We start from the raw sequence: 24,749 nt of genomic DNA on the forward strand, positions 1-24,749 counted from the left end.
ATCGGGGCAGGACGCTCAGGTGCCCGCGGGTTCCAGAAGGACGTCTCCCGGGCTGACGAACCGAACCTCGATGCTGGGTGGATCTTTTGGACTGTCGTCCAGAACGTCCAGCCATTCCTCATGGGACATGCCGTCGGGCTCTGTCTTCGGCGCCAAGGCCTTGATGTTATCGAAAAGGAGCTTGGCGGCTTTCATATCGCCCTGCATGGCCTTCCGGGTGAGCTGATGGGCCAGGGCCTCGATCTGGGTTGTCCGGATCGTGCGGCCATCCTTGGTGATGGTGATCGGCTCACGTGCAGCCTGGGTAAATGCGTCCAGAAGATCGCGCCGGCCGAGTGGCGCCGAGTGGCCTCGGGGCCGGCCGCGGGGATTGCCGGACTGGCCCTTCCGGAAGCGATGGTCGGCCGGCGGCTTGCCGTATCCGACCTCGTACCCGGTGGGCCGCTTGGGTTCGGTCATCGTGGTGCTCGTGTTCCCAGCCATCACGCAGCCTCCTCGAGCAGGGCAGGGGCCGTACGGGCCGATCGGACCTCGTCCCAGGTCTCGTCCGTGCCGTCGAGGATGGCGTCTCGTCCCGTGAAGGCCTGCCAGCGCCGGATAGCGACATCGACATAGACCGGGTCGAGTTCGAGCACCCGCGCCTCCCGCCCCGTCTTCTCCGCAGCCAGCAGGGTCGTACCGCTGCCGGAGAACGGATCGAGGACGATCGCACCGCGGCGCGTCACATCCTTGATCGCATCGACGACCAGGGCCACCGGCTTGACCGTGGGATGCAGCGCCAGATCGCCCGCGCCCTTGAAGGTGTTGACCCCGGAATAGATCCACACGTTCGAACGGTTGCGGCCGTGCCGGCCAAGCTCGACGTTGTTGGTGTGGCTGGCTGTACCGACTTTGTAGAGCGCGATCAGTTCGTGCTGCGAGCGGTAGAGCGAGCCCTGCCCCGGATTGGTCTTGCTCCACACGATCAGGTTCTTCTGCTCGCCGTAGAGCGGGCGGGTCGCGGCATGCAGCTCCGGTAGGTGACGCCAATCCATGCAGACGTAGTGCAGGGCCCCATCACACGAGACCGAGACGGCATTGCCGAGGCTCTCGGTTAGGAAGGCGGTGAAGGCCTCCTCCGTCATCTCGCCCGAGCCCATGACGAACTCGCGATGCTGGACCCGGCCACGGCCCATGACGTGGCCGTTGACGGGCACGTTGTAGGGTGGATCGGTGAAGACCATGTCGGCCTCTCGTCCACCCATCAGACGCTCGACATCATCGCGGCTGCACGCGCTGCCGCAAAGGATCCGGTGCGGGCCAAGCTGCCACAGGTCACCGAGCTGCGAGACCGGTTCTTCGGGCTTAACACACTCGTCCTCGCGCGAAGCGAGGCGCTCCTCTTCGAGATCCCCCGTCAGCAGATCGAGTTCGGCGATCTCGAAACCGGTGATCGACAGATCGAGGCCGATCTCGGGCAGGTGGATGGCGAGTTCACCAAGCTCGAGGGCGAGGGTCGCCCGATCCCAGCCGGCCAGAGTCGCGATCTTGTTGTCGGCGATGGCATAGGCGCGCTTCTGCGTCTCACTCAGGTGATCCAGCCGGACGGTCGGGACGGTGGGCAGGCCAAGCTGCTTCGCCGCGAGCAAACGTCCATGTCCGGCGAGCACGAGGCCGGCCTCGTCGACGACGAGCGGCACGGTGAAGCCGAACGCCCTGATGCTGTCGGCGATCATGGTGATCTGCTTCTTCGAATGGGTACGGGCGTTGCGCGGGTTGGCCCTGAGGGCAGCCGGAGCCTGGTCGAGGATGGTCAACCCGGCCGTGGGGAAAGCAGGCGTGTTCGTCGTCAAGATGGGGATGTCCTTGGAAAGCGCGCACGACGACGGGCCCGCGTGCCGAAGGGCAGCAGGGTCAAAGTCGACGTGGTGGTTTGAGAGGAGGGCCTGTCAGGCCCGGAGACAAGAACGCCCCGGGGCAGGTGCCGCGGGGCGAGGGGACATGCAATCACGCAGCGAGCTGTTCTAGGCGCGCCGTTCGAGGAGGATCACGATTGCGGGTGGGCCGAAGCTGGTCTACTGCGGACGTAGTGACCTCGACTTAGTAAAAATGCGCAATTTGCCCGTCGGGTGTCAAGACGTTCTTTTGCTAGCTTCTCGGTATCAAAGGAAAATACAAATCAGCGATCTGCCCCCTTTCACATCATTTTTCGGCACGCCGATAGGAGCTACGTGCCGTGATGTTTCCGTCCTACGTCCGTCATGGGTGGATTTCGGCCAGTCCGTTCCCGGGCGGCGATGCATGGAAGCTGACGTCAGAGCCGCATCCGTTTCCACCATATGCTGGTCGCGAAGACCAGCATCGGCGCTTCCCGGAAGCAGCCATTCATCGGCCGTCTGAGGTCCGCCATGCTGCGGGAGCCGAGCATCAACTGGAGGTTTTGGACCCTCACAGATCCGGAAACTCCTTCGCCAGATGGTCGATGAGGGCGCGGACGGCGGGTGGCAGGCCGCGGCGGGTAGTGAACACGAGATGGACGATGCCATCCCTGCTCCGCCAGTCCCGGAAGACGCGGACGAGCCTTCCGGAGTCGATGTGCGCCGCACAAGCGTGATCGGGCAGGAAGGCAACGCCCAGCCCGTCCGCTGCGGCATCGCAGAGAACCGCGTAGTCGGCACAGGTCAAGCGCGGCTCGTGGCGCATCACATGCGCTGTCCCGTCCTCGCGCTCCAGCATCCAAGTGGTTTCGCCCGCCCCGTCGCTTGTGCCCATGGTGGGGACGGAGGCGAGGTCGGCAAGGTCGGCGCCGAGGCCGCTCGCGACCTGTGGGCTTGCGACAAGGATCCAGCGGGAGCGGCCGAGGGACCGCATGGTAAGGGACGCATCGCTCGTCAGTTCGTAGCGGACGCGCAGCGCGACATCGATCCGCTCCTCGATCAGATCGACGGCTCGATCCGTTACGACGAGCTGCAACTGGACCTTCAGGAAGCGGTCGAGGAAGCCGCGAATGATCACGGACACGACCGTCACGAGGTTCCGCGGGCAACTCATGCGGATGCGCCCATGCGGTTCGGCCTGGGCTTCCGCGATAATCGCTTCGGCCCGCTCCGCCTCCAGCATCATGGCACGGCAGCGCTCGTAGAAGGTCTGTCCGACCTCGGTGACGCGGAAGCGCCGGCTGGAGCGCTCAATGAGCCGCACCCCGAGTCGGGCCTCCAGCGCTGAGACACGGCGGCTCAGCTTCGACTTCGGCTCGCGGAGTGCTCGACCCGCGGCGGTGAAGCCGCCATGGGCGACAACCTCGGCGAAGGTGACGTAGTCGTTGAGGTCTGGACGCATCATCGTTCCCCAATTGGAACGCTAAGTGCCATTTTTAAGGCCTATTCGCATTATCGTTCTCGGATCATCTCTCCCGTCAGTGGCTCACACGCAGCCGAACCATGGAGAACGACGATGACCGGCAGATTCCAGGACAAGGTGGTGGTGGTGACCGGCGGCACCAGCGGCATCGGCCTCGCCGCCGCCAAGGCCTTCTCGCGGGAGGGCGCCTCGGTTTTCGTCACCGGCCGCCGTCAGGACACGCTCGACGCGGCAGTGACGCAGATCGGAGGCCGGGTCACCGGCGTCCGGGGGGATATGGCGAACCTCGCCGACATCGACCGCCTCTACGACGCCGTCCAGCAGAAGCACGCGCAGATCGACGTCATCTTCGCCAATGCCGGCGGTGGCGAGTTCGCGCCGCTCGGTGCCATCACCGAGGAGCAGTTCGACAGCACCTTCGACACCAACGTGAAGGGCACACTCTTCACCGTCCAGAAGGCCCTTCCGCTTCTCAAAGATGGCGGCGCGGTGGTGCTGACGGGCTCGACCGCCGGCAGCGAAGGGACGCCGGCCTTCAGCGTCTATTCCGCCAGCAAGGCGGCCGTTCGCAACTTCGCGCGCACCTGGATCCTTGACCTGAAGGAGCGGCGCATCCGCGTCAACGTGGTTAGCCCCGGCGCGACACGCACGCCGGGTCTCGTTGGCCTCGCCGGCGACGATGCCGAGAAGCAGCAGGGCCTTCTCGATTTCCTGGGCTCGCGCATCCCCCTCGGACGCGTCGGCGAGGCGACGGAGATCGCAAATGCAGTCCTGTTTCTGGCCTCCGATGAGGCGAGCTTCGTCAACGGCGTCGAATTGTTCGTCGACGGTGGTCAGGCTCAAGTCTGACAAAGCGAAGTGAACACGCCCCGTTCCAACGTTCCCGCCAGCCGACTGCTTTTGGGGCTCGCCAACTATGGTCCCTGTCAGCGGCCGATAACGAAAATACGACAATCCTCGGCACCGCCGACGTAAGCACTCCTGTCCGCTTCCCACAACTCTTAATGAGAAGCGGACTGGCTGCTTGCGAGTTCCACACCTAAGGACCAAGATAAATCGTATTCCTGCATCCGACAATGAGCAGTGAAGTTGGGTTTTTTGGTGCCACAAGCTCATAAGCGACTCCTTGAAGCATTTGCACTCGGGTTAACAAACTACCTGTTTAGTTCATATAAGCTTGTACGCCGAGTGATGCTTCCAGGAGCTGAGCGTTACAGATGCAACCAAAAATCTCATTCTCAGCATCGGCCCGTAACATTGACGGAATGAAAGCATGTGGCGAGCAACCATGGAGACTTGGCATGCCGGAAGTAAAAAAAGGCGGGGTGAAATTGGTCTATGAAGAGCTTGGTGGCGGATCAAAATCTGCAGTACTTCTGGTGCATGGGTGGGGATGCAACCGCTCATTCATGAGGCATCAACAAGAGTTTTTTGGGCAGAAACGGCGGACTATCGCGGTCGATCTTCGCGGTCATGGCGAAAGCGATGCTCCGCCTGAAGATTATACGGTCACAAACTTCGCCAATGATCTTGCATGGACCTGTCGAAATCTCGAAATCGAAAGACCCATCGTCGTTGGACACAGCATGGGCGGGACAGTTGCACTCGAATTTGGCGCAAATTACCCATATCTCGTAGGGGCAGTTGTAATGATAGATAGCTATGTTTGTCTATCTCCATTTTTTCTGCAAGAAATGACAAAATTAAGCGAAAGATTAAATAGAACCGACTACATAGAGGCAATCGATTTAAGTCTTCAAGGTCTATACCTACCTGGCGAAGATCCTGGTATCCGAGAAGCGTTTTTTGCTTCGCTTCGCAAGACGCAACAGCGCGTTCTCTCAAGTGCGTTTGATGACCATATCCTCCACTACAATGCTGAGCCTGCTGCAAGGCGTTGTGCAGTGCCGATCGCCTATATTGGCGCAGAAACCTCCGGTGCGAACATCGACCGCTTGCGCGAGGTCCAGCCTCAGATCAAGGTCGGACAGACGATGGGGTCAGGTCACTTCTCGCCACTTCTCGTACCTGATCAAATCAACGCCATGATACGTGATTTCGCCCATGCCTATGTGACAGGCGGGTAACATCAGACGTCGCGTGGCAAAGAATCGTCGCCGGCACGGCGGTGGGAGGCTGGCGCCCAAGTATCGTTCCGAGCAAGTCGCATTGGTATCCTGCCGGCAAGGCCTATGGCTGGGTCTGAGCCAATGGGTGGCCTTCGGGCCTCAAACCAGTATCCGTTTGCCACCCCGAGCCGACGCTGCCGGACCGCTCACGAAAGGCCGTTTCGGAAGGGAACCGACGGCTCTGCGCACAACGTGCAGGGATGCAAGCGCAGTCTTCATGGATCGTTCAAGACAGTCCTGCCGGTCTGTTAAGGGAGAGTTGCGATGCTAGACAAATTCACCCTCTCGCTCTTTGCCTTGTGCCTGCTCGGCACTCCGGCCATCGCACAGACCGGATTGGCGAGGCAAACCCTTGTTGCGGGAGAGCGGGTGGTGGATCTGCTGCTCGGCGACGGTCAGAACCAGCGCGTCCTCTACGACGCACCGCCTCACCCCCGGGCAACACTCGTCATGCTGCCGGGGGGCTCCGGCAACATCGGCGTTGGGCGCGATGGCGACCTGCGACACCAGGAGAATTTCGTTGTCCGCACGAGGGCCGACTGGGTGGCAAGGGGTTACGCCGTCCTGGTTCCGGACACTCTCGATCGGGCGAACTTGCGAGGCCTGCGAAGCTCTCCAGCCTACGGCCGTCTGGTGGTGAGTCTGGCTGCCTTCGCCCGGGATCAAGCGCCTTCGCCCGTCTTCCTCATTGGCACCAGCCAGGGGACGATAGCGGCGATGAGAGGCGCCGCCCAAGCCGGGCCGGGTCTTCTTGCGGGCTTGGTGTTGACCGAGGCCGTGTCGATACCGGGACGACGGAGCACCGAGACGGTCTTCGACGCGGACCCGCAGAGCGTGCGCGTTCCCGTGCTCGTCGTAGCCAACCGCGACGATGCCTGCGCCGTGACCCCACCCGAAATGGCTCCACGCATCGCCGCCGCCCTGTCGCACGCGCCGAGTGTTCGCATCCTTGCGGTCAGCGGCGGCATGCAGCGTTCGGATAGGGGCTGCGGTTCACTCTCGCCCCATGGTTACGACGGCATCGAGCAGGAGGTGGTGGGCGGGATCGCCGGGTGGCTCCAAATGCACGGCGGGTAACCGCAGTGGGCCGACGAGAGGTCGCTGAGCGGGTGCGCGCGTACGGGCCGTTGCCGCGTGGACTGGTCCCGCGGGCGGTGAAAGCGACTCCAACGCGCCGTTGAGCCGCGATTTGACGGCTCTGTGCCCCACTCCGTCACTTCAGCAGGATGGCCCCCTGCTCCAAGGCATGCGCCCCACCTCAGGTGCGTCGGTCGATGGGACCATCCCCTCCGACACGACAGATCCCCAGGTTCGGCCTGAACCGCTCGGTCCTTCGAGTCGTGTGGGCGCCATCGCGGCGCGGGTCGCCGTGATGTGGGCAGCCATTCTTGACCGGGCTCAGCTTGGATCCCTTACGGTGGCCGCTGCGACGATCCGGTCGTGCCTGGCGAAGGATGGAGGCTCGGCCGCCGGCCTTCCTCCCTGATGTGCGAAAGATCCTCGGTCATCATGCGCCGGATGCGCCAGCGGGCGACGTTGCAGCGCAATAATGCGAAGCGCCCAAGATTCCGGAAAGTTTTTTGCAATCCGATGCCTCTTCCAGGCGCGCCGAGCGCGCGGATCTGACCCCACTGCCGCGTCGGTTCTCATGCGCAGGGAAGCAAGCGGAAAGCCGGGGATCGGTTTGGCCGGGTGGCGAATGCGCCGACCGGCAGCACCGGCCCGTCTTCGTCAAGGACGAGGTCATTGTCCCGCAGCAACCGCGCCAGGACCAGGACCGCCTCCGAGGTGGCGAGTTGCGCCCCCATGCACACGCGTGGCCCCGCGCCGAACGGCAGGAAGCTGTAGCGATCCGGCTTCTCGGGGCCGAGGAAGCGCCCGGGATCGAAGCGCTCGGGCGAGACCCACAAACGCGGGTCGGTGTGCAGGAGGGTGAACGGCATCAGCACGATGGCCCCGCGCCTGACGGGTACGCCGCACAGCTCATGATCCGCCACCGCTTGGCGTGCCGTCATGTACGCCGGAGGATAGAGCCGCAGCGCCTCTTCCACCACGGCGCGCGTGTGCGGCAGCGCGCCGGCCGCCGACCCAGCTCCGACCGGGGACAAGTCGACCTGCCGCGCTTCTCGTCGAACGGCGCGTCGCCAGTCTGGCGCATTGGCCAGGAGGTAGCAGGCCCAGAACAGCGTCAGGCCCGTCGTCTCGTGTCCGGCGAAGATCATCGTTGAGACCTCATCGGCGAGGAGGTCCTCATCCCGATCCCCGTAGGCATCCGACAGGAGGTCGAAGAGGTCGCGCGGCGCCCCGGCCGAGTGAGATGCCCGGCGCCGGGCGATGATCGCAAGGATGAGCGCCCGCCAGCGCCGGCGAAAGCGAGAGCGGCGGAAGGTCGTCAACGTCGGCAACCAGCCTGGCAGGATGAAGTCGCTGGCGCGCGGCCGCCCGATGCCGTCCGCGTAGAAGTGGAGCATGTCGCGCAGCTGTGGCCCGAAGGCTTTCGTCTCCAGAGAGAACATGCTCGTGCAGGCGACGGCGAGGCTGAGATCCTGCATCACCCCGAGCAGGTCCAAGGGCTCCCCGCGGGATGCCTCCAGCGGGCCGAGGGCCGCCTCGGTACAAGCGGCCATGTGCGGGGCTAGCAGGGTCACGGTGCGGGGCGTGAAGGCCGGAGCCAGGATCCGGCGCTGCCGGCGCCAAGCCTCTCCCTCGCTGGCCGCCACGCCGCGTCCGATGAGGGCACCGAAGATGCGGTCGCCGGCCGCGATGCGCCGGTAGAGACCCGGGCGCGTGGCCAGCACGTCGCGCATCGCCTGCGGACCAGCCGCGATGACCACGTCGCGACCGAGCATGGGCAGTACGAGCACCGGCTGCTCGCGGCACCGCGGCGGGAAGGCGGAATAGGCATTGCGGCGCAGGCCCGCCAAGATGCCGAGGGCGCCCACGCCGTCCGGCGCCAGCGGTGGCATGGGCGGGGTGAAGCAGACTTGCCCGCACGTGTCGGGTACCTTGGGGATGCTTTCCATCGGTGTGTCCTGATCGAAGGCGGTCGCAGCCATGCGCCGTTCGCTGCATGAAGACCGATCCGCCAAGCTCTGCGCAGGGTCCGAGGCGACCGCTGCCTGTCGGGGCACCGTCATGACTTGCTACTGCGCTACCACTCGATCGGGGGCGACCTTGCGCTGGGGTGGCGCGCTCCGCGCTTCCGACCCCAGGTGTCGCCGCAGCGTCAGTGCGAGCGTGCTCGAACGCCAGGGTCGGTGCGCGACGTCGACGATCGGGATCGCCGAGAGAACCTCCGGTCGCACCGTGTCGGCGGCCGAGAGGGAGAGCACGATCGGACGATCGACGATACGGGCAGCGCGGCGGGCGAAGGCCAGACCGAGCGAGAGCGACGGGTGATTCTCGACGATGAGCAGGTCGAAGCGCTTCGGCTCCGTCCGCAAGGCGGTCAGCGCCGCGTCCGGATCTGTGTAGCCGATCGGCTCGTAACCCAGGGCCGCGAGGGTCTCTTCATCCTCCTGCACCGCGGAGCGCGCGGCTCCGACGATCATCACGGTGCCGCCGGCGGCCGAGACGCCGAGCTCTGCCGCCGGGCGTGCGGCCAGCCACACCTCGAACGCGCTGCCGACGCCTGGGGCGCTCCGGACGTCGATGGCGCCCGCCTGTTCCTGGACAAACTCAAAGGCCGTGGCGAGCCCAAGGCCAGTTCCGGCGGGACGCGTGGTGAAGAATGGCTCGAAGATCCGAGCGCGGGTAGCCTCGTCCATCCCGCGGCCCTTGTCGGACACGCGGATGCAGGCGTAGGCGCCCGATGGCAGCTCTCCGTGAGAAAGAGCGCGCCGCTCCGGAAGTTGGACCCGTTCGAGCTGCACGTCGACCGCTGCGCCCGGCTCGGAAGCCTGGATGGCGTTGCGGATCAAATTGTGGATCACCTGCTGCAGCTGTGCCGGCTCGCCGTCGACGATCGCGCCGTCGGTGGTCCCGGTCAAGCGGATCGCGGTCGGGTCTGCGGTCGATGTGCGGATCACGTCCACCGTCTCGGCCACGATCGCGTCGACCGCGCTCGTGTTCTGCGACGAGCAGCCCCGCCGCCCGTAATCAAGGATCTGTCCCGCGATCTCGTGGGCCCGACCACCCGCTTGGACCAGCAGCCCGATATGCTCGGTTGCCCGTCCCGGATCGACCGGCAGGGCATCCGCGGCGATCTCGGCATGACCGAGCATGACGTTGAGCACATTGTTGATGTTATGCGCCACGCCGCTGGCGAAGATCCCGATCGCTTCGAGTCGCTGCGCACGCCGCAGGGCCGCCTCGATCTCGCGACGTTCAGCCCAGACGTGCTGGCGCTCCAGCGCCGCGCCGAAGCTTTCGGCCACGACGCGCAGGAGCCCGCGCGAGTGCCGCATCCAGGGGGGCAGGACGCTGATGGTGCGCTCGAAGCACAGCACACCGACGATTTGTCCCCCCCGTCGCAGGCGCGCGCAGGTAAACGTCGCGACCCCGCGCTCCGCCAGGGGGCGAACCAGTGCCGGGGGCCCGATTTCGTCCGATGTCTCGATGAAGATGTAGTCTTCAGGCGCAGTGATGATGTCAGGCACCAGAGCGCGTTGCGTGAGCGGCCATCCGCGGGGCTCCGGCAGCCCCGCTCGGTTCCACAGATGGACCGCATCGGAACCGTCGAGCATCAGTATGTAGCAATGATCAGTGCAGGCTCCCGTGCTCACCATCGCCATGACATCGACGATGCGCGATGCAATCTCATCGGGCTGACTGGCCGAGAAATGGTTGGCGGCCTGAGCGACGACCGATTGAAAGGCGATCGTTCGACGCAAGACGAGAGTCCCTGCTCGCATCAGCAGGCCCACGCGCACCACCAAGGCCACCAAGCACAAGGCAGCCGCATAGAGTGCGAGACGGAATCCGTCCGCACGGGCCTGCCGCTGGTCCCGAAGGGTACGACGAGCCTCCAAGAGCGCTTGGCGAGCCGCCTCGCTCGATGAGTCCGGCAGGGAACGGGTGACAGTGTCGACCTGCGGCAGCAACTCCAGGAGTTGGCGCCCATGCAGGACGATGGCGGTGATGTCCGCGCCTCGGTCCGAAGGTGCGCCCGCCGCCAGGACATCGAGTCGGGCGCGGATGTCGTCGAAGCGCTTGGGGCTCGATTCGCGGGCAAGTTCCGCGACCCGGATCTGCAGGGCGGCGACCGCGCGGGCGAGGTTGGGATCGATATCCGGCTCGGAGAGCCGATCGCTGAGAGAGTTGAAATAGGCGATCGAGTTCTGCAAGAGGGCGTTGCCGGTCTTGAAGCGCTCGACCATCTGCGCCTCCCGGTCGATCGCCTCGACGAGCGAGCGCATCTCGCTATCGTCCGGCCCGCTCGCCGCCCGCAACCCGGACAGCGCTGCCTGCATCTCGCGGAGGTGGGCTACGATCGGATCGTAGTTGCGCAGGAGTCCGGTCCGCGCCCGGAGCACGTCGTGCTGCATCCGGGATTCGGCGAGGGCGATGGCATCGACCGTGCGCCGGGTCTGCCCAAAGGCGGCGTCCATCTCGCCCTTGCCGTTGATCATCAGCCACGTGAGCAGCGCGGCGAGCAGCGCGCCGAGGACGGCGGCCTGTAGGGTCAACCTCATGGCTGCGGCGGGGTGTCGGGCGCCGGCGAAGGCGTCAGTGGACGCCCCTCGTACGAGCCCGTGAGCGTGCCGAGGAACGCCACGATGGAGCCGATTTGTGCGTCGGTCAGCTCCCGGCCGAGCTGCACCCGGGCCATCAGCCGCACCGCCTCGGGGAGCGTGGGGACACCGCCGTCGTCGAAGTAGGGGGCCGTGACCGCGACGTTTCGCAGGCTCGGCACTCGAAGCACCTCGGCGGCCTTGTCGGGGATCGTGACGAAGATCCCGACTTTCTCGAATAGGTTGCCGCCGACATTGGCGCCCTGGTGGCAAGCCGCGCAGCCGATGCCTTTGAACAGGGTGTAGCCCGACCGCTCCGACTCGGTAATCGCCTGGACGTCGCCGCGCAGCCACCGGTCGAAGCGGCTATCGGGCGTGAGCAGGCTGCGCTCGAAGCTGTTGATCGCGTCGATCACCGCCGCTCGATCGGCCTCCCGGCCATAGGTCGCCCGGAACGGACCATCGAGTGCCGGGTCGGCTTGGATCACCGCGAGGATGCGGGACCAGGATCCACCCAGGAACTCCGGCCGGGTCAAAGCAATCTCGGCTTGGTCCGCCAGCGTCGGAATTTCGCCCGCCCAACCTAAGCGGAAGCTCAGTGCCGCGTTAAAGGCCGTGGGTGTGTTGCGCGGCATCGATGTGCCGTCGGTGGTCAGGTTTCGGGTAGCCGCGCTCGCGCCGCTGCTGTGGATATCGTGGCAGGTGATGCAGGCCCGGTCGCCCCCACGCGACAGCCGAGTGTCGGTGAACAGCCTCCGGCCAAGGGCGACCCGCTCCGGATCCGCCCCAAGGCTGCTCGGGACGGGGGTGATGACGTCCTGAGCTTCCACAGCCTCGGCCGCCTTGGACGCACCCGGCGGGCCTTCCCCGGCGGCCGACGGCAGGATGGACAGGGCGCTGCCGATGAGGGCGGCGACTAAGGCCGCCACGGGGGAATAGGCCCGGCGCGACGGTGCCACAGTCACAGCTTCTCGACGGGCACGGCGAAGACGTAGCCGATGCCGCGCTCGGTCACGATCAGACGCGGCGCGCTCGGATCCGCCTCCAGCTTGCGTCGCAGCCGCAGGATCTGCACGTCGATGCTGCGGTCGAACACATCCTCGTGGACACGCGTGGCTTGCAGGAGCTGCTCGCGGCTCAGGGGACGCTGGGGGGCATCGAGGAAGGCGACCAGCAGCGCGTACTCGCCCTTGCTCAGAGCGATGTCCGCACCGTCGGGATCGGTCAGGCGCCGGCGCCGGCGGTCGAGCACCCAACCGTCGAAGCGGCTGCGATGGGAGTCCTGAACCCGCGTCGGGGCGGGCGTGACCTCGGCCCGGCGCAGGATGACCCGCACCCGCGCCAGTAGCTCGCGCAGGCCGTAGGGTTTGACGATGTAGTCGTCCGCGCCGAGTTCGAGGCCGATCACCCGGTCGATTTCGTCCGGGCGATGGCCGGTAGTGATGATCACCGGTAGGTCGCTCCGGGCGCGCAGGTCGCGCAGCAGATCGAGGCCGTTCTCCGATCCCAAGCGCAGGTCGAGCACAACGAGGTCGAACGCGCCCTCCGCGAGCCGCCTCTCCGCCTCCCTCCGGTCGGTCGCCGGAGTCACATCGACATCGTGGTCGGCGAAGTGGTCCGAGACGATGCGCTGAATGCCCGCATCGTCCTCAATGAGCAGGATACGCGTCGTACCGGCCCGTGCGCCTCGAGCCGGACTCCGGCTCAGACTGGGTTCGATCATTACCAACTCCTTCTCGCGGCAGCCAGCCGAGCCGCCATGATCTCGACAGGCAGGGTCGGAAACTTGGAGACCTGTCACGCCGAGCGACGAACCCCAGCAGATCCCCGCGTCCGTCACCGGCCCGCCCTGGATGCCAAGGAAGTCGTGTCCGGACGTGGGGCCTTGAACCGCCGATTTGGTATCATGCCCCCCAAAGGATTGCGCCCTTCATATTGTACGGTCGCCCCCGTGCAAGCATTCGCGCCAGACATGGCTTCGGTACGTGTCTATATGATTGTATTACCATTGTAATACAAAATTCTGCGCGCCGAAACAGTGGCGTAACTGAGGAAAATCACAGTCATTATACCACTTCCGGTAGGCTGAGATGAACGGTTCCACGATTGACGGGCGACGAGCGCTCCGCCGCAGACACTTTTACCTTTTAAGGTCCGGGCGTCTCGGATCATGAGCTGAACTTATCGGACTGCCCGCTAAGAGGCGGCGGGAGCCTGCCGTTTCGGCTCCGTCACCGGATCCGGGACGCCGACCGGAACGCAACAGCCTCGTTCTGCACGACCTGATCGGACAGACTACCCGCTAGGTCGCGCACCCATCATCATCCATCCGGTTCACCCCTGTTCGAACCGGCATGTGCAGTCGCTCCGCGGACCGGATCCGTACATCCGCGCCTGCACGTCGGCAAAGCCCCCCATCACAACATGAATACCGCGCGCCCGCGCGGTTAGACCGGGAATCCCGCCATGTCGCTTGACGTCCTATGCATTTCTTGGGGAACCACGGGCAATCTCAGCCCTGTGCTCACGGCAGCGCGGCAGCTGCGCCGGGCGGGCCACCGCCCACGTGTCATGGCGGATCCGGCGATGATCGGCGAGGTTGAAGCGGCGGGCTTTCCGTTCGTCGGGTGGCGCCGGGCCCCGACCGGACAGGAGGCCGATCCGGTCGATTTCTCGGATCTGTCCGATTGGCTGCGCCAAGCCATGTTCGCCCCAGCGAGCACCTACGCTGCGGACACGCTCGACGAGATCCGTCGTCTCCCGACCGACGCCGTCCTCAGCATCGACCTGCTGGTCGGCTGCGCCCTGGCCGCTGAGGTGGCCGGCATCCCGCACGCGATCCTGTCGCCGCATATCAGCATTCGCCCGCTGCCCGGCATGCCTCCCGCCGCGAGCGGCCTGACGCCGCCGCGGACCGAAGCGGAGCGGGCCGCGGTCGACACAGCAACCGACACGATCGTTTTGGCAATGGAGCGCAGCCGGCCGGCGCTCAACGCTGCACGCCGCGCATTCGGGCTGGCGCCGGTCACGACCGCCTTCGCGCATTACGAACAGGCCGAGCGGGTCCTCCTGGCGGTCAGCCAAGCCTTCGACTTCGACGGGGCGGTGCTCCCCGCCAATTACCGCTACATCGGCCCGCTGCTCGACGAGCCGGTCTGGTCGCAGGGCGCCCGGACCCTGTGGTCCGGGGCGGGCCAGCCGCGCATTCTCGTCGCCGGCAGCACCGGTGCCCAGAACCAGACCGACCTCCTCCGGCGGATCGTGCGCGCCGTCGGGAAGGTCGAGGCCGAGACCATCGTGACCACTGGCCCGAACGTCGACGCCAGGGACCTGGACGCCCCCGACACCATCCGCGTTGTGGCGACCGCCTCCCATGACGCCCTCATGACCGAGGCCGACCTAGTGGTCTGCCAGGGCGGCCACGGGACCGTCAGCCGCGCACTGCTGCACGGCGTGCCGCTGCTGGTGATCCCGCTCGCCCGCGACCAAACCGACAACGCCGCCCGGATCGCGCTGCGCGGCGCCGGCCTACGCCTGCCCGCGACGGCGAGCGCCGACGAGATCGCTGCGGCGGTCCACCGGCTCCTGGCGGAACCGACCTTCCGCACGGCCGCCGAGGGCCTCGGCGCCGCCGTCCGGGCCGATCTCGACGCGGGCGGGCTCGTCCGAGAGATCGCCGCGATGGTTGCCGCACATCGGGACGCCGCATCCCGGGACGGAGGCCGGCTTTGGGGTTGAGGGGAACCGCCACCGTACCGGCACGCCCCAGAATTCGCCCCGACTCGCGGGCCTTCTCGGCGCTGCTCGGGCTACTTGCGGCACTCCCCACCTTCGGGATCGACATGATCTTGCCAAGCCTGTCGGAGACGGCGGTCGCGCTTCACGTCCCGGTTGCCGCAATGGGTGCGGCCCTGGCCATCTACCTGCTCGGACTCGGGGCTGCGCTCCTGGTCTACGGGCCGGTCTCGGACCGGCTAGGCCGCCGGCCGGCAATCGTCTGCGGCTGCCTCCTCCTGATCGGAGGAAGCATCGGCTGCGCCGCGGCACGGACGCTGCCGCACTTCCTGCTGTTCCGGGCCATCCAGGGGATCGGCGCAGCAGGCCCGGGCATGGCGGTCTTCGCGATGGTCCGCGACCTGTTCGCCGGCGAGGCGGCGCGCGTCCGGATGTCCTTCGTCGTCTTGAGCATCAACGTGGTGCCGATGGTGGCCCCGACGCTGGGGGCCGGCCTGATGGACCTCGGCGGCTGGCGCCTGATCCACGCCGCTCCGCTCGTGGCGGCCCTGACGGTCCTGTCGGCGATCCCACATGTCGAGGAAACCCTGCCTCGTGCCTCCGGCCCGGTGCCGGTCGGAATCCTGGGCCCCTGTCGCCGGATCCTGGCGTGCCGCGCCTTCCTCGGCCACGCCCTCTGCAATGCCGCGGCGGCGGGCGCGGTCTTCGCCTACATCACCGGCTCCGCACTGGTGTTCATCGACGTCCTTGGGTTCAGCCCGACGGCCTACGGGCTCGTCTTCGGGGCGAGCTCCCTGTCGGTGATGGCCGGCGCCGCCCTGAACGGCCGCCTCACCGCCCGGGGCATCTGTCCTCATCGGGTGATTGGCATCAGTCTCGCCGGAGCGACCCTCCTGCCGGCGATGCTGCTCCTCCATGCGCTGGCTTGCCCGCCCGCGGCGTCGCCGGTGATCGCTGCGATGGCCGGCATGAGCTTGGCGTTCGGCCTCGTCTCGCCAAACGCCATGCACGGCGCGACGGAGGCGAGCCCCGAGGCCGCCGGCACCGCCGGCGCCGTGGTCATCTGCCTTCAGATGATTGGGGCGGCCATCGCCAGCGATCTCGTTGCTCGGTTCTTCGACGGGCGCTCCGCCCTGTCGATGGCCGCCGTGATGCTCGGCGCCTGCCTCGCGGCGATCGCCGCCTATGCCAGCCTTGCGCGTCCGGCCGTCCTCGTCCCGCTCCCCCCTCGCAGCCACACGGAGAACCCACATGATCTTTGACCCGCCCCCGTGGCAGCCCGTCCACCTCACTCGCGACGGCACCCGGCTCGCCCATATCGAGGCCGGACCACTCACGCCCCAGGCTCTCCCCCTGCTCCTAATCAACGGCTGGACCGGCGATCACGGCGTCTTCACGCCGCAGATCGCGCACTTCGCGCGGTCGCGCCGCGTCGTGGCGGTCAACCTGCGCGGCCACGGTGCCAGCGATGCGCCCGAGGGGGACTACACGATGGAGGGCTTCGCCGACGACATCGCCTGGCAGTGCCGGACCCTGGACCTGGCGAAGCCGGTCGTCATCGGTCACAGCCTCGGCGGTGCGGTGGCCCTGGAACTGTGCGGCCGCCATCCCGACCTCGCCGCCGGCGTTGTCATGATCGACACGATCGTCCTGCCATCACACGACGCGGCGGACAGCGCCGAGATCGAAGGTCTGCTGGCAGGCGTGGGCAGCCCGGACTACCAGACCGTCGTGCAGGACATGGCCTGGGCGATCGGATGCGACTACGACCATCCGGCGCGGCGGCAGGCACTCTTCGACACGTTCATCCGCGGCCCGGCTGAGCGGACGCCGCAGCACGTGGCCTACGCGGCGCTGCGCAGCATGGTGCAGGACCACGACCCCGTCCCGGCCGCACGCGCCTGCCGGATCCCCATGGCCTACATCTCGGCGGACGTCCCCCTGGTAGAGCAGGCGCGGAACCTCGACAGGCTGCGTGAACTCTGTCCGCAACTGGTGACGGCGAAGACGCTGCTCGCGGGGCATTTCAATACGATCGAGGTCGCCGATCAGGTCAACGCAATGATCGAACGGTTCCTGGCTGTCGGCCTCAAGGCCGGCGGCTGATAGGGCCTCGCCGCCTTCCCGCCCGCGTGAAGCCGGACGGTGCCTGTGCTCAGGGCGGCATCCGTCCCGGATGCCGCCCTGAGCCGCGAGTCCTTCTCACGGATCGAGCCGCCTTGGCGCTCGGTTGCCCAGGAGGCGCCGCGCCGACGCGATGACCTGGAGGGTCTGGGGGCTCAGCTGCTCTTTGCGCGCACGCCACGCGTGGTGCTGCAGGAGCGTAGCGAAGACCGTCGCGCTGGGGATTGCGTGATCCAGGCCATCGATCACGGACTGGGTGATCGTGCGCCTCAGCAACGCTTCGAAGATGTCTTGGTCCGCTTGTTCTGCCCGCATGAGAAGTTCTCCCGTGATGCGGATCGTTCTCGGAGCAATGGATGACGGCACGATTTCAGGAGCCTCGACGCGTACGAAGCGCCGCATCGCACGTGTTCTTTCGCACGAATGGCACGCGTGGCCGCCCGGTTAGGCGGCATGTTAAGACGGTAACCGTCTGCTCTCCATTGGACATGCTCGTGTAACTTCGGCCTTCGAGGCTCCTCTCTCAAAGCAGCGAGGATATGTCGATGGATGGAAACGAAAATCGGATACGACAGGCCGGCCCGCTCGAGCCTCCCCAGAGCATCCCAATTCTGACGGTTGCCGAACTGGAGGCCGATCCGCACGGGACGTTCCGCAGCTGGCGGCCCCGGCTGCCCGTCGTCGGCCACGAGGTCGCGGGCTTCGTCGTCCTCCGGGCCAGGGACGTCGATCGGCTCATGCGCGATCCGCGGGTCCGGGCAACGGAGACGCTCTACCCCGAGACGCGCGGGATCCCGGAGGGCCGGCTCTTCGACATCTTCGCGCACGGGATGCTCACCGCCAACGGGGCGACCCATCGCCGACGCCGCTCACCCTTCACCCGGACGTTTGCGGCCCGGATGATCGAAGGCCTGCGCCCCCGGATCCGTACGGCCGCGGCGAGCCTTATCCGAGACTGGCTGCCGGACGGGGAGGTCGACCTCGTCGAGCGCTACACCGCGCTCATCCCGGCGCAGACCCTCGCCGACATCCTGGGCCTTCCGCACGAGGATATCCCGCGCTTTACGCACCTTGCCTACGAGGTCTCACGGGTGCTGAGCTTCACCTTCGGGCCGGAGGACATCCCGGACCTCGAAGCGGCGGCGGCCGCGCTGCAGGATTACGTGCGCGCGATCCTCGAAGCGCGTCGGTCGGCGCCCCAGGACGATTTCCTATCGCACTTCCTTGCGGAGGCCGAGGCGGCGGGCGATCTCACGCCTGAGGAGGTGGTCGTCCAGCTCGTACAGATGATCATCGGCGGGACTGACACGACCCGGGTTGCCGGCGCCCTGCAGGCGGGGCTGCTGCTGCAGCATCGGGAGCAATGGACGGCGGTGCGCCACGATCCAGGCCTGATCCCGGCCGCCGTGGCGGAAGCCCTCCGCTATGAGCCGAGCGTCGGCTCCGCGGGGCGGGTCGCCCGCGAGGAGATCGACCTCGACGGAACCGTTGTGCCGGCAGGAAGCATGATCATGCTCTCGACCCTGTCGGCCCTGCGGGACGAGGCGGTCTACACGCTCCCCGACACGTTCGACATCCGTCGGGCCGACCTTCCGCGCCTGCATCCGATCTTCGGCGGCGGCGCACACCGGTGCATCGGCGAGGCTCTCGCCCGGGTCGAGCTGGAGGAGGGGCTGGGCGCCCTGACGCACCTCGCTCCGGGCCTGCGCCTGACAGGTGCGATGCCGGTCGTCCACGGCCACAGCGGCATCCGCCGCATCGGTCCGCTGCAGGTCGCCGCCTGATTAGGCACCAAATTCGATGAGCGGCCGTCGTTCCATGGCACGCACGACGGCACCCGCCCCGCTGGAGCGGGTGCCAATCGAGCATCGGCAGATCGCACTCAAATAATGGTCAACTTCTCGATTGATAATACAACTACAGATACATCGATATGCGTTTCCGATGTCACGGGTTTCTGGTTGTTTCGCAATTGCAGTGTAATTCCAGAACTCGATCCTGAGGCTCCACACATCGGAGCATACGATCATGGTTTTCAAGCGGACAAGAACGATCGCAAGCACGGCGGCGAGAGCCCTTCTCCTGTCTCTCGCGGTCCCGACCGCTGCGCTGTCGCAGACGGTCCCGCGCTTTGTGCAGCTCGATGTGCCGAGACTCGCCTCACCGTCGCGCCCGCTCTTGTCCTCAACGAGTCGGGAAGTCCGCTCGCCCACGCTGGAGCGCGAGCATCTCCGGGCGCAACGCATCATCAATCGCGTCTGCTCGGGCTGCTGATGTCGGCGATGGTCCTTCCTAAAGCCACCGCTGCGGCGGCAGATCTGGCTCCCTGGTTTGGCCGGCCGCACCGTGAGGCCGGGGCGGCTCCGACTCTCTGCCGGCACCGCGTGGCCGCGGCCTGGGGTGGCGCGCTTCTCACGGCGGCGCCGGCAGCGCTGCTTCTTGGGCTCGCAGCCGCGACCGGGTCTGAGCCGATGGCTCTCGGTCTCGCCGGGCTTGCCCTGACATCGCTGGCGCTGGAGGTGCGGCGCCTGCGCTCCGTCGCGCGGGTCGCAATGGTACACCGGGACAACTTGGCGCGGTTGGCGGCGCCAGCGGTGGCTCGGTTGGTGGCGGAGACTGATCCCTCGACCCTACGTGCTGGCTGGGAGCAGGAGGCGACGGTGTTGTTTGCCGACATCCGCGACTTCACTCACCTTTGCGAAACCGTGTCACCGGGCGATGTGGCGGCCTTCCTCGCTGAATTCCGGTGCCGGGTCGCGGAGGCAATCGAGGCGGCCGGCGGGTTGGTCGACAAATTCGTCGGTGACGAGGTCATGGCCGTATTCGGCGTACCGCACGCGGGGTTCGGCGACACCGATCGCGCCATCGCGGCGGCCCGCTCCCTGGCCGCCGCGATGCTGGGCTGGACTCGCGAGCGGGGGCGGACTGGTCTGCCGCCGGTCCGCATCGGGATCGGCCTCCACCGCGGTCCGGTGTTCGTCGGCGCCATCGGGGCGGAGCGCGTCGAGTTCACCGCGGTGGGCGATACCGTCAACGTCGCACGCCGCCTGGAGCAGATGACCCGCACAACGGCCTGCGACTGCATCGTCTCGGAAGCCGTGGTGCGGGATGCGACGTCTTGCGAGGCGCGGATCATCGCCGTTCAGCCCGTACGAGGCGCGCGTGCCGTCTTGCGGCTGTTTGCTATCGCTCTGGCCACGTAGCAGCCGGGCGCAGTCGTCCATGGACCGGAGTACGATCTGCATGGCTGCCGAACAGGTTCGACGAGGCCGGGGCTGGAAGCGCCATCTGGCGCCCTTTCTCGGACTGACCGCACTCCTGGCAGGATTCGCCAGTGCGGTCAGTGTCGGTGCGCATCTTCTCAGACCGAACGCCTACACATCCGTGACGTCGATCGAGACGCGGCCGGACTTCCATGATCCTGCACTGCTGGCGCGGGCCTGGGCCCTGCCGGTCGCCGCCGCGTACCGCAGGCGGCCCTACGAATACCAGCGCAACCCGAGTTTCTGCGGTCCTGCCACCGTGGCGAACCTGCTCCGCTCCCTCGGCGTCGACTTCTCGCAAGCCGACGTGCTCCGCGGGACGACGTTCCAGCCTTGGTTCGGCGTGCTCGTGAACGGTCTGACGCTGGAGGAGCTGGCCGACCTGATACGACGACGGCTCGACCGTCAGGTGCACGTCGTGCGCGATCTCTCGTTGCCCGCATTCCGCGACCTGATGAAGAGCGGCAACGATCCGAGAAAACGGCTAATCGTCAACTTCCACCGGGGTCCGTTATTTGGCCGGGGAGCCGGGCATTTCTCGCCGATCCTCGGATATCTGCCGAGCCAGGACCTCGTCTTTGTCGGGGATGTCAACGGAGATTACCGGCCCTTTCTTGTCAGCAGCGAGCGCCTGTGGCGCGCCGTTGCGACGCACGACAACACCTCCGGCAAGTCACGTGGATTGCTGATCGTCGATGTAACTCGGTCTGAGGTCGTGGACGAATCGGTTGAGGGCCGGTGGTAGAGCCGGTGCCCTGAGCGCAGTCGCCCTTGGATGCCCCTCGTTAACATCCCGGAAGATCGACCGCAGGGCTACTGGTCGACGTTTCCTTATGCCTGACGTTCATGGAGCTGATCAATATCGGATTAATCAGGCCGTCCGCTTGAAGTTCGGGCGAGCGTAACTGAAGGTCAAACCAGCCCGCTCTTGATTGCGATACGATGTGAAGCCCTTGTCGGCGCGATTGATGGGGTGCGATGTTTCGCAGGTGAAAACTGTTGCACCCATCTCCGCAGCCGCACTCATCTGCGCGGCGATGATGCTGCGCTGAAAGCCGCGGCATCTAAAAGCCGGTCGGGTTGCCTGCATTCCGAACCAAGCAACCTCATCGCGCACGAACATGGCGCCGCAACTGGCAATCTCACCATCTACGATGGCGGCAAAGCATTGCCAAAGCGGGCGGTCGGCAAGCGCGGCAAACCAACCTTGGCACACTTCCGGAAGACCAAATCCCTCAATGACGGCCCTGCCGAACTCGTCTGCTCTCTCGTCATCGATAATCTCGACGGTCACCGGCTCGAGGATCGGATCGCGGCTGCGAGGGGCATCTTGAGCGACGAATTTCGCCCAACCCGAACCCGCTTCTGACAGCGCAGCACGTGCAATAAAGTCGCTCAGTGCAGGTGTTCGGGCCCCCGGTGCGATCTGCATCGCCCAGGACACCGTATGCCGGTCGAGCCATGAGGCTGCGGCATCGAGATCAGTCATCGACGGCGATTTCTGTATGCCGACGGCGATCGCCCGATTCAATTCGATGATCGGGATAGCGCGGCAGCCTAGCAGCCCCATGCCGGCGATCGTCGTGCTCGTTAAGCCAAGCTCATCACGCACCCCATCGGGCGCGGCCGCGAACCAGTCGATCCAGGCATCGCGCTCGATCAACTCTGCTGAACGATTTATGTCCCTCATCATATGATCTTCCATCCCATTCAACAGCCCGGACATCACATGATAATTATGTTATGATCTTCGTGCCCGAAGAGCCGGGACCTCATCCGATCGTCTATAAAAAGTAAAACTCATGCGCATCTACATGGATTTTATAATCAAATATCGATTTTTTCGATGGAATGTACGTCGTCTTAGCTAAGGCAAGGAGCGGCGCGGGTGTGCGCATTCGTTCTGTGGAACGTTCAGGGCTTCGAATCTGTCCGACGAGATTGGCGGAAGTCCGACAGATCTTGCACGTGGCCTACTCCGGAGCGAACCAGCAGATTTCGGTGGGTCTTCGCTTAGGCTCGCGACAGGATGGACAGCTGGACCGAAACGAAATGATCGCTTGGCTAAAAGGATACGGATCATCGGCTCTCAGTCCTGAAACGGACTTTGAAGAGCTTCAAGTTTCCCTAGCGTGACGAATATCTGCCGACCTAACCAAAGGCCGGAACTTGTCCCGCGATGACGTCGATCTTGATGTCGATCACGCCGAAAAGGATTTTTTGACGAGGCTATCAAGAACCCTGAATATTGCGGCCGGCGTGTCGATCGCAGCCATGTCCGCCGCGATCGCCCTCGCACGGGCGCGATAGGACGGATCGGTCAGAACAAGATCGACCGCCGCACGCAGCTCCCGAGATTCAGGCCGCTGCGAGGGGATCTCGAGACCCACACCCGACCACGCAACCCGGGCCCCAACCTCGGCTTTGTCCTCGGTCCGCCCCGCTGAAACGATCGGCACGCCGGCCCGAAGTGCCAGCTGCACCGTACCGTACCCGCCATTGGTCACCAGCACGTCGATCTTCGGTAGGAGCGTCGCGAAATCGAGGAACTCTGCGAGCCGAGCATTCCCTGGGACCGGTCCGCGGACGTTGCCGATCGGCCGGCGTCCGGTCGTGACGAGCACCAGCAGTTCTTCGCGGTCGCCGAGGGCAGCGAGGGTCGGCTCGACAAGCTCACCGAAATCCGCGTTGGCGACCGTGCCCTGTGTGACGAGCACGACCTTTCTGGACCCGTCGAGCTGCTCCCACCAATCCGGCAACGCTGCATCCCGCGACGGCGGTGGGGGCAAGGCGCCAACGAACCGGACGTGTTCGGGCATGTGTCCGAAATCGTATTCGAAGGCCGGGACGGTCGTCTGGAGGAAGGCGTCGGCCATGAGGTGCCGCGAGTGCAGCACTCCACATGGCAGCGGCGGCAGGCCCATTTCAGCGAGCTTGGCATCCGCGTAGGCTCGGATCGGCGCTCCGAAGACTTTCTCAGCTTCGACCGCCATGGCTGCGTAAGACGTCCGTGTGGCCTCGTCGAGGGCAGGCGGCAGCCCGATCATGGTTGGGGCACCGTCCGGTCTGTCCGCCACCATGATCGTAATGCTGCAGGCGACGATCGGCGGGCGGGGCGTCTTGCGATCCAGGAACAAGGCCGTCGCGCCGAAGAACAGATCGTCGACGACGACGATATCGGGTTGATCCGTCGCGATGATCCGGCAAAGCGTTTCTGCCTGTCGCGGCATCGGATCGAGGAAGATGCGCTCGAAATTGTAGCGGAGTTGCTCCGGCCCTGGGGGTAGGCTGGCGCGCTCGGGCAGAATCTCCTCGGCCCGGGTCAAATCGATATCGGCACCGGGGGCGAGCGGCCGGAAGCGGGCACCGGATGCTTCGACGGACGTCCGGAGGTAAGTGGCTGTGGCCACCAGGGCCTCGTCGCCGCGGGCAAGGGCCATGCGGGCGATGGCGAGCAACGGATTGAGATGGCCGGTGGAGGGTGTGGCGGCAAAAAGGATCTTCATGCGATACCCGTTGCGACGAAGGAGAATTGATGGACGGCCGCACGCGCCGCGCTGTCCTTGCGCTCGGCCGTGAATGACCGATTCCATTCAGTTGCCATCGTCTGCGCCCTGCAGATGACTGCAGCGTTTCATCGACGCGCGGGAGAGTTACGTCCGTAACTTCGATACGCTGGCCATCCCTCCCAATCGAATCCGCGAGCGGGCGATCGTCCCCGGTTACTCGCGTGATGCCTGTGTCTGGACCACGGTGCCGGTCTCAACGAGATTGCCTTGACTGGATGGAGGCGAGAGGTCCCGAGCGCGGGCTCACGCGCGCCCGGGACGAGCCGGTTCAGTTCGGGATGAGTTCCCGAGCGGGACCGCCTGTCTCCTGGCCACGGGCCTGGGCATAGCCCGGCAAAGCGGGGTTCTTGGCGTTTCCGCTATCGGTGTCCGGCCCGCCGAGCCAGTACGCGGATCGCGCCGGCACCGGGATCGAGCCGGTGATCGCCGGGCTCTCCGTCCGATGCGGGACGGTCCGGGCCTGGGAAGCTCCGGTCAGGGCGGCAAAAGTGCAGGCGGACGCGAAAGCGACGGCCGAAACGGTCTTGATCATCGTCATGTCAGGTCTCCGGTGTTTCCTGCTCGATCCGATCTCGTCGAGCAGCGATGCCGGACAGACGACGTCTTCGGCTGCTTATTCCATGATCCTATCGAAAAATTCCAACGCCATGATCGAGACCACATCAGCGTGAACGAATACTCGATGCCGGGTGCGAAGTTTTTTTGTGCGAACGCGGAATAAACACGATTTCCCGGCGTCCATGCCCCTGTCGCCGGCCCCTGAGCACGTTCGGTCCGGCCGGCACGCATACAGGAGCCCCGCCCATGCCAGGAGACAGGAGATGATGGACATGATGCGCCTCATCGAGCCGCTGATCCCGGCCCTGCGCCGATACGCGCGGGCCCTCCTGCGCAATCCGACCGATGCCGACGATCTGG

20 protein-coding genes and 1 pseudogene are annotated in these 24,749 nt (G+C 65.7%); 10 read left to right on the top strand and 11 right to left on the bottom strand.

Features of this window, described 5'->3' with window-relative positions; genetic code table 11:
• Window positions 1-15: 15 nt before the first annotated feature.
• The 3 genes from MBTS_RS00260 to MBTS_RS00270 form a co-directional block, all read right to left on the bottom strand.
• Entirely contained in the window at window positions 16-459 is a 444-nt protein-coding gene (locus MBTS_RS00260; RefSeq protein WP_192214848.1) for a DUF5681 domain-containing protein, read from the bottom strand.
• Between the two features lie 23 nt (window positions 460-482).
• Complete coding sequence (locus tag MBTS_RS00265; RefSeq protein WP_238254106.1) at window positions 483-1,832, bottom strand: site-specific DNA-methyltransferase; 1,350 nt, start codon at window positions 1,830-1,832, stop codon at window positions 483-485.
• Window positions 1,833-2,427: 595 nt separating this feature from the next.
• Entirely contained in the window at window positions 2,428-3,321 is an 894-nt protein-coding gene (locus tag MBTS_RS00270) for a LysR substrate-binding domain-containing protein (protein WP_192214849.1), read from the bottom strand.
• Window positions 3,322-3,432: 111 nt separating this feature from the next.
• On the opposite strand from MBTS_RS00270, the gene MBTS_RS00275 reads away from it, so the two are divergent.
• The 3 genes from MBTS_RS00275 to MBTS_RS00285 all read left to right on the top strand — a co-directional run bounded on the left by MBTS_RS00275 (window position 3,433) and on the right by MBTS_RS00285 (window position 6,545).
• Entirely contained in the window at window positions 3,433-4,188 is a 756-nt protein-coding gene (locus tag MBTS_RS00275; RefSeq protein ID WP_192214850.1) for an SDR family NAD(P)-dependent oxidoreductase, read from the top strand.
• 452 nt (window positions 4,189-4,640) lie between these two features.
• On the top strand, window positions 4,641-5,426 hold the full coding sequence (locus tag MBTS_RS00280) for an alpha/beta fold hydrolase (RefSeq protein ID WP_192214851.1): 786 nt from the start codon (window positions 4,641-4,643) through the stop codon (window positions 5,424-5,426).
• Window positions 5,427-5,732: 306 nt separating this feature from the next.
• The gene (locus tag MBTS_RS00285) at window positions 5,733-6,545 is read left to right on the top strand and encodes an alpha/beta hydrolase (protein ID WP_192214852.1); all 813 of its coding nucleotides are present in this window, start codon (window positions 5,733-5,735) and stop codon (window positions 6,543-6,545) included.
• A 569-nt stretch (window positions 6,546-7,114) separates the two neighbouring features.
• Here MBTS_RS00285 and MBTS_RS00290 read toward each other — a convergent pair.
• The 4 genes from MBTS_RS00290 to MBTS_RS00305 form a co-directional block, all read right to left on the bottom strand.
• A complete protein-coding gene (locus MBTS_RS00290) occupies window positions 7,115-8,524 on the bottom strand; it encodes a cytochrome P450 (protein WP_192214853.1) in 1,410 nt (469 codons plus the stop codon).
• Between the two features lie 87 nt (window positions 8,525-8,611).
• A complete protein-coding gene (locus MBTS_RS00295) occupies window positions 8,612-11,101 on the bottom strand; it encodes a two-component system VirA-like sensor kinase (protein ID WP_192214854.1) in 2,490 nt (829 codons plus the stop codon).
• A complete protein-coding gene (locus tag MBTS_RS00300; protein ID WP_192214855.1) occupies window positions 11,098-12,069 on the bottom strand; it encodes a cytochrome-c peroxidase in 972 nt (323 codons plus the stop codon). The genes MBTS_RS00295 and MBTS_RS00300 overlap by 4 nt, the downstream gene beginning before the upstream one ends.
• Window positions 12,070-12,101: 32 nt before the next feature.
• Window positions 12,102-12,863 (bottom strand): response regulator, encoded by a 762-nt coding sequence (locus tag MBTS_RS00305; protein WP_192214856.1) that lies wholly within the window; start codon window positions 12,861-12,863, stop codon window positions 12,102-12,104.
• A gap of 743 nt (window positions 12,864-13,606) precedes the next feature.
• On the opposite strand from MBTS_RS00305, the gene MBTS_RS00310 reads away from it, so the two are divergent.
• The 3 genes from MBTS_RS00310 to MBTS_RS00320 all read left to right on the top strand — a co-directional run bounded on the left by MBTS_RS00310 (window position 13,607) and on the right by MBTS_RS00320 (window position 16,981).
• On the top strand, window positions 13,607-14,878 hold the full coding sequence (locus MBTS_RS00310) for a glycosyltransferase (RefSeq protein ID WP_192214857.1): 1,272 nt from the start codon (window positions 13,607-13,609) through the stop codon (window positions 14,876-14,878).
• 104 nt (window positions 14,879-14,982) lie between these two features.
• Window positions 14,983-16,137 (top strand): MFS transporter, encoded by a 1,155-nt coding sequence (locus MBTS_RS00315; RefSeq protein WP_238254103.1) that lies wholly within the window; start codon window positions 14,983-14,985, stop codon window positions 16,135-16,137.
• The gene (locus tag MBTS_RS00320; RefSeq protein ID WP_192214858.1) at window positions 16,127-16,981 is read left to right on the top strand and encodes an alpha/beta fold hydrolase; all 855 of its coding nucleotides are present in this window, start codon (window positions 16,127-16,129) and stop codon (window positions 16,979-16,981) included. The genes MBTS_RS00315 and MBTS_RS00320 overlap by 11 nt, the downstream gene beginning before the upstream one ends.
• Window positions 16,982-17,077: 96 nt before the next feature.
• Here MBTS_RS00320 and MBTS_RS00325 read toward each other — a convergent pair whose 3' ends face one another.
• On the bottom strand, window positions 17,078-17,401 hold the full coding sequence (locus tag MBTS_RS00325) for a hypothetical protein (protein WP_238254102.1): 324 nt from the start codon (window positions 17,399-17,401) through the stop codon (window positions 17,078-17,080).
• Window positions 17,402-17,544: 143 nt separating this feature from the next.
• On the opposite strand from MBTS_RS00325, the gene MBTS_RS00330 reads away from it, so the two are divergent.
• The 3 genes from MBTS_RS00330 to MBTS_RS00340 all read left to right on the top strand — a co-directional run bounded on the left by MBTS_RS00330 (window position 17,545) and on the right by MBTS_RS00340 (window position 21,007).
• Window positions 17,545-18,783 (top strand): cytochrome P450, encoded by a 1,239-nt coding sequence (locus MBTS_RS00330; protein ID WP_192214859.1) that lies wholly within the window; start codon window positions 17,545-17,547, stop codon window positions 18,781-18,783.
• Window positions 18,784-19,281: 498 nt separating this feature from the next.
• A complete protein-coding gene (locus MBTS_RS00335) occupies window positions 19,282-20,202 on the top strand; it encodes an adenylate/guanylate cyclase domain-containing protein (protein ID WP_192214860.1) in 921 nt (306 codons plus the stop codon).
• A gap of 40 nt (window positions 20,203-20,242) precedes the next feature.
• Complete coding sequence (locus tag MBTS_RS00340; protein ID WP_192214861.1) at window positions 20,243-21,007, top strand: phytochelatin synthase family protein; 765 nt, start codon at window positions 20,243-20,245, stop codon at window positions 21,005-21,007.
• A gap of 126 nt (window positions 21,008-21,133) precedes the next feature.
• Here MBTS_RS00340 and MBTS_RS00345 read toward each other — a convergent pair whose 3' ends face one another.
• The 3 genes from MBTS_RS00345 to MBTS_RS00355 form a co-directional block, all read right to left on the bottom strand.
• Entirely contained in the window at window positions 21,134-21,988 is an 855-nt protein-coding gene (locus MBTS_RS00345) for a GNAT family N-acetyltransferase (protein WP_192214862.1), read from the bottom strand.
• Window positions 21,989-22,463: 475 nt separating this feature from the next.
• Window positions 22,464-23,768, bottom strand: coding sequence for a glycosyltransferase (locus MBTS_RS00350; protein ID WP_192214868.1), 1,305 nt, complete (start codon window positions 23,766-23,768; stop codon window positions 22,464-22,466).
• 331 nt (window positions 23,769-24,099) lie between these two features.
• The gene (locus tag MBTS_RS00355) at window positions 24,100-24,369 is read right to left on the bottom strand and encodes a hypothetical protein (RefSeq protein WP_373321314.1); all 270 of its coding nucleotides are present in this window, start codon (window positions 24,367-24,369) and stop codon (window positions 24,100-24,102) included.
• A 283-nt stretch (window positions 24,370-24,652) separates the two neighbouring features.
• Between MBTS_RS00355 and MBTS_RS23580 the strand changes: the two are divergent.
• Window positions 24,653-24,749 (top strand): annotated as a pseudogene (locus MBTS_RS23580) (RNA polymerase sigma factor); the annotation flags it as partial.

The organism is Methylobacterium bullatum (assembly GCF_014845095.1).
In the GTDB taxonomy this organism is placed as follows: domain Bacteria; phylum Pseudomonadota; class Alphaproteobacteria; order Rhizobiales; family Beijerinckiaceae; genus Methylobacterium; species Methylobacterium bullatum.

Excerpts from the sequence above, each read along its gene's own strand:
- MBTS_RS00340 (WP_192214861.1), top strand. The coding sequence starts at position 20,243 with ATGGCTGCCGAACAGGTTCGACGAGGCCGGGGCTGGAAGCGCCATCTG.
- MBTS_RS00315 (WP_238254103.1), top strand. The coding sequence starts at position 14,983 with ATGATCTTGCCAAGCCTGTCGGAGACGGCGGTCGCGCTTCACGTCCCG.
- MBTS_RS00305 (WP_192214856.1), bottom strand. The coding sequence starts at position 12,863 with ATGATCGAACCCAGTCTGAGCCGGAGTCCGGCTCGAGGCGCACGGGCC.
- MBTS_RS00320 (WP_192214858.1), top strand. The coding sequence starts at position 16,127 with ATGATCTTTGACCCGCCCCCGTGGCAGCCCGTCCACCTCACTCGCGAC.
- MBTS_RS00260 (WP_192214848.1), bottom strand. The coding sequence starts at position 459 with ATGACCGAACCCAAGCGGCCCACCGGGTACGAGGTCGGATACGGCAAG.
- MBTS_RS00355 (WP_373321314.1), bottom strand. The coding sequence starts at position 24,369 with ATGACGATGATCAAGACCGTTTCGGCCGTCGCTTTCGCGTCCGCCTGC.
- MBTS_RS00290 (WP_192214853.1), bottom strand. The coding sequence starts at position 8,524 with ATGGCTGCGACCGCCTTCGATCAGGACACACCGATGGAAAGCATCCCC.
- MBTS_RS00285 (WP_192214852.1), top strand. The coding sequence starts at position 5,733 with ATGCTAGACAAATTCACCCTCTCGCTCTTTGCCTTGTGCCTGCTCGGC.
- MBTS_RS00270 (WP_192214849.1), bottom strand. The coding sequence starts at position 3,321 with ATGATGCGTCCAGACCTCAACGACTACGTCACCTTCGCCGAGGTTGTC.
- MBTS_RS00335 (WP_192214860.1), top strand. The coding sequence starts at position 19,282 with ATGGTCCTTCCTAAAGCCACCGCTGCGGCGGCAGATCTGGCTCCCTGG.
- MBTS_RS00275 (WP_192214850.1), top strand. The coding sequence starts at position 3,433 with ATGACCGGCAGATTCCAGGACAAGGTGGTGGTGGTGACCGGCGGCACC.
- MBTS_RS00345 (WP_192214862.1), bottom strand. The coding sequence starts at position 21,988 with ATGTCCGGGCTGTTGAATGGGATGGAAGATCATATGATGAGGGACATA.
- MBTS_RS00330 (WP_192214859.1), top strand. The coding sequence starts at position 17,545 with ATGGATGGAAACGAAAATCGGATACGACAGGCCGGCCCGCTCGAGCCT.
- MBTS_RS00280 (WP_192214851.1), top strand. The coding sequence starts at position 4,641 with ATGCCGGAAGTAAAAAAAGGCGGGGTGAAATTGGTCTATGAAGAGCTT.
- MBTS_RS00350 (WP_192214868.1), bottom strand. The coding sequence starts at position 23,768 with ATGAAGATCCTTTTTGCCGCCACACCCTCCACCGGCCATCTCAATCCG.
- MBTS_RS00325 (WP_238254102.1), bottom strand. The coding sequence starts at position 17,401 with ATGCGGCGCTTCGTACGCGTCGAGGCTCCTGAAATCGTGCCGTCATCC.
- MBTS_RS00295 (WP_192214854.1), bottom strand. The coding sequence starts at position 11,101 with ATGAGGTTGACCCTACAGGCCGCCGTCCTCGGCGCGCTGCTCGCCGCG.
- MBTS_RS00310 (WP_192214857.1), top strand. The coding sequence starts at position 13,607 with ATGTCGCTTGACGTCCTATGCATTTCTTGGGGAACCACGGGCAATCTC.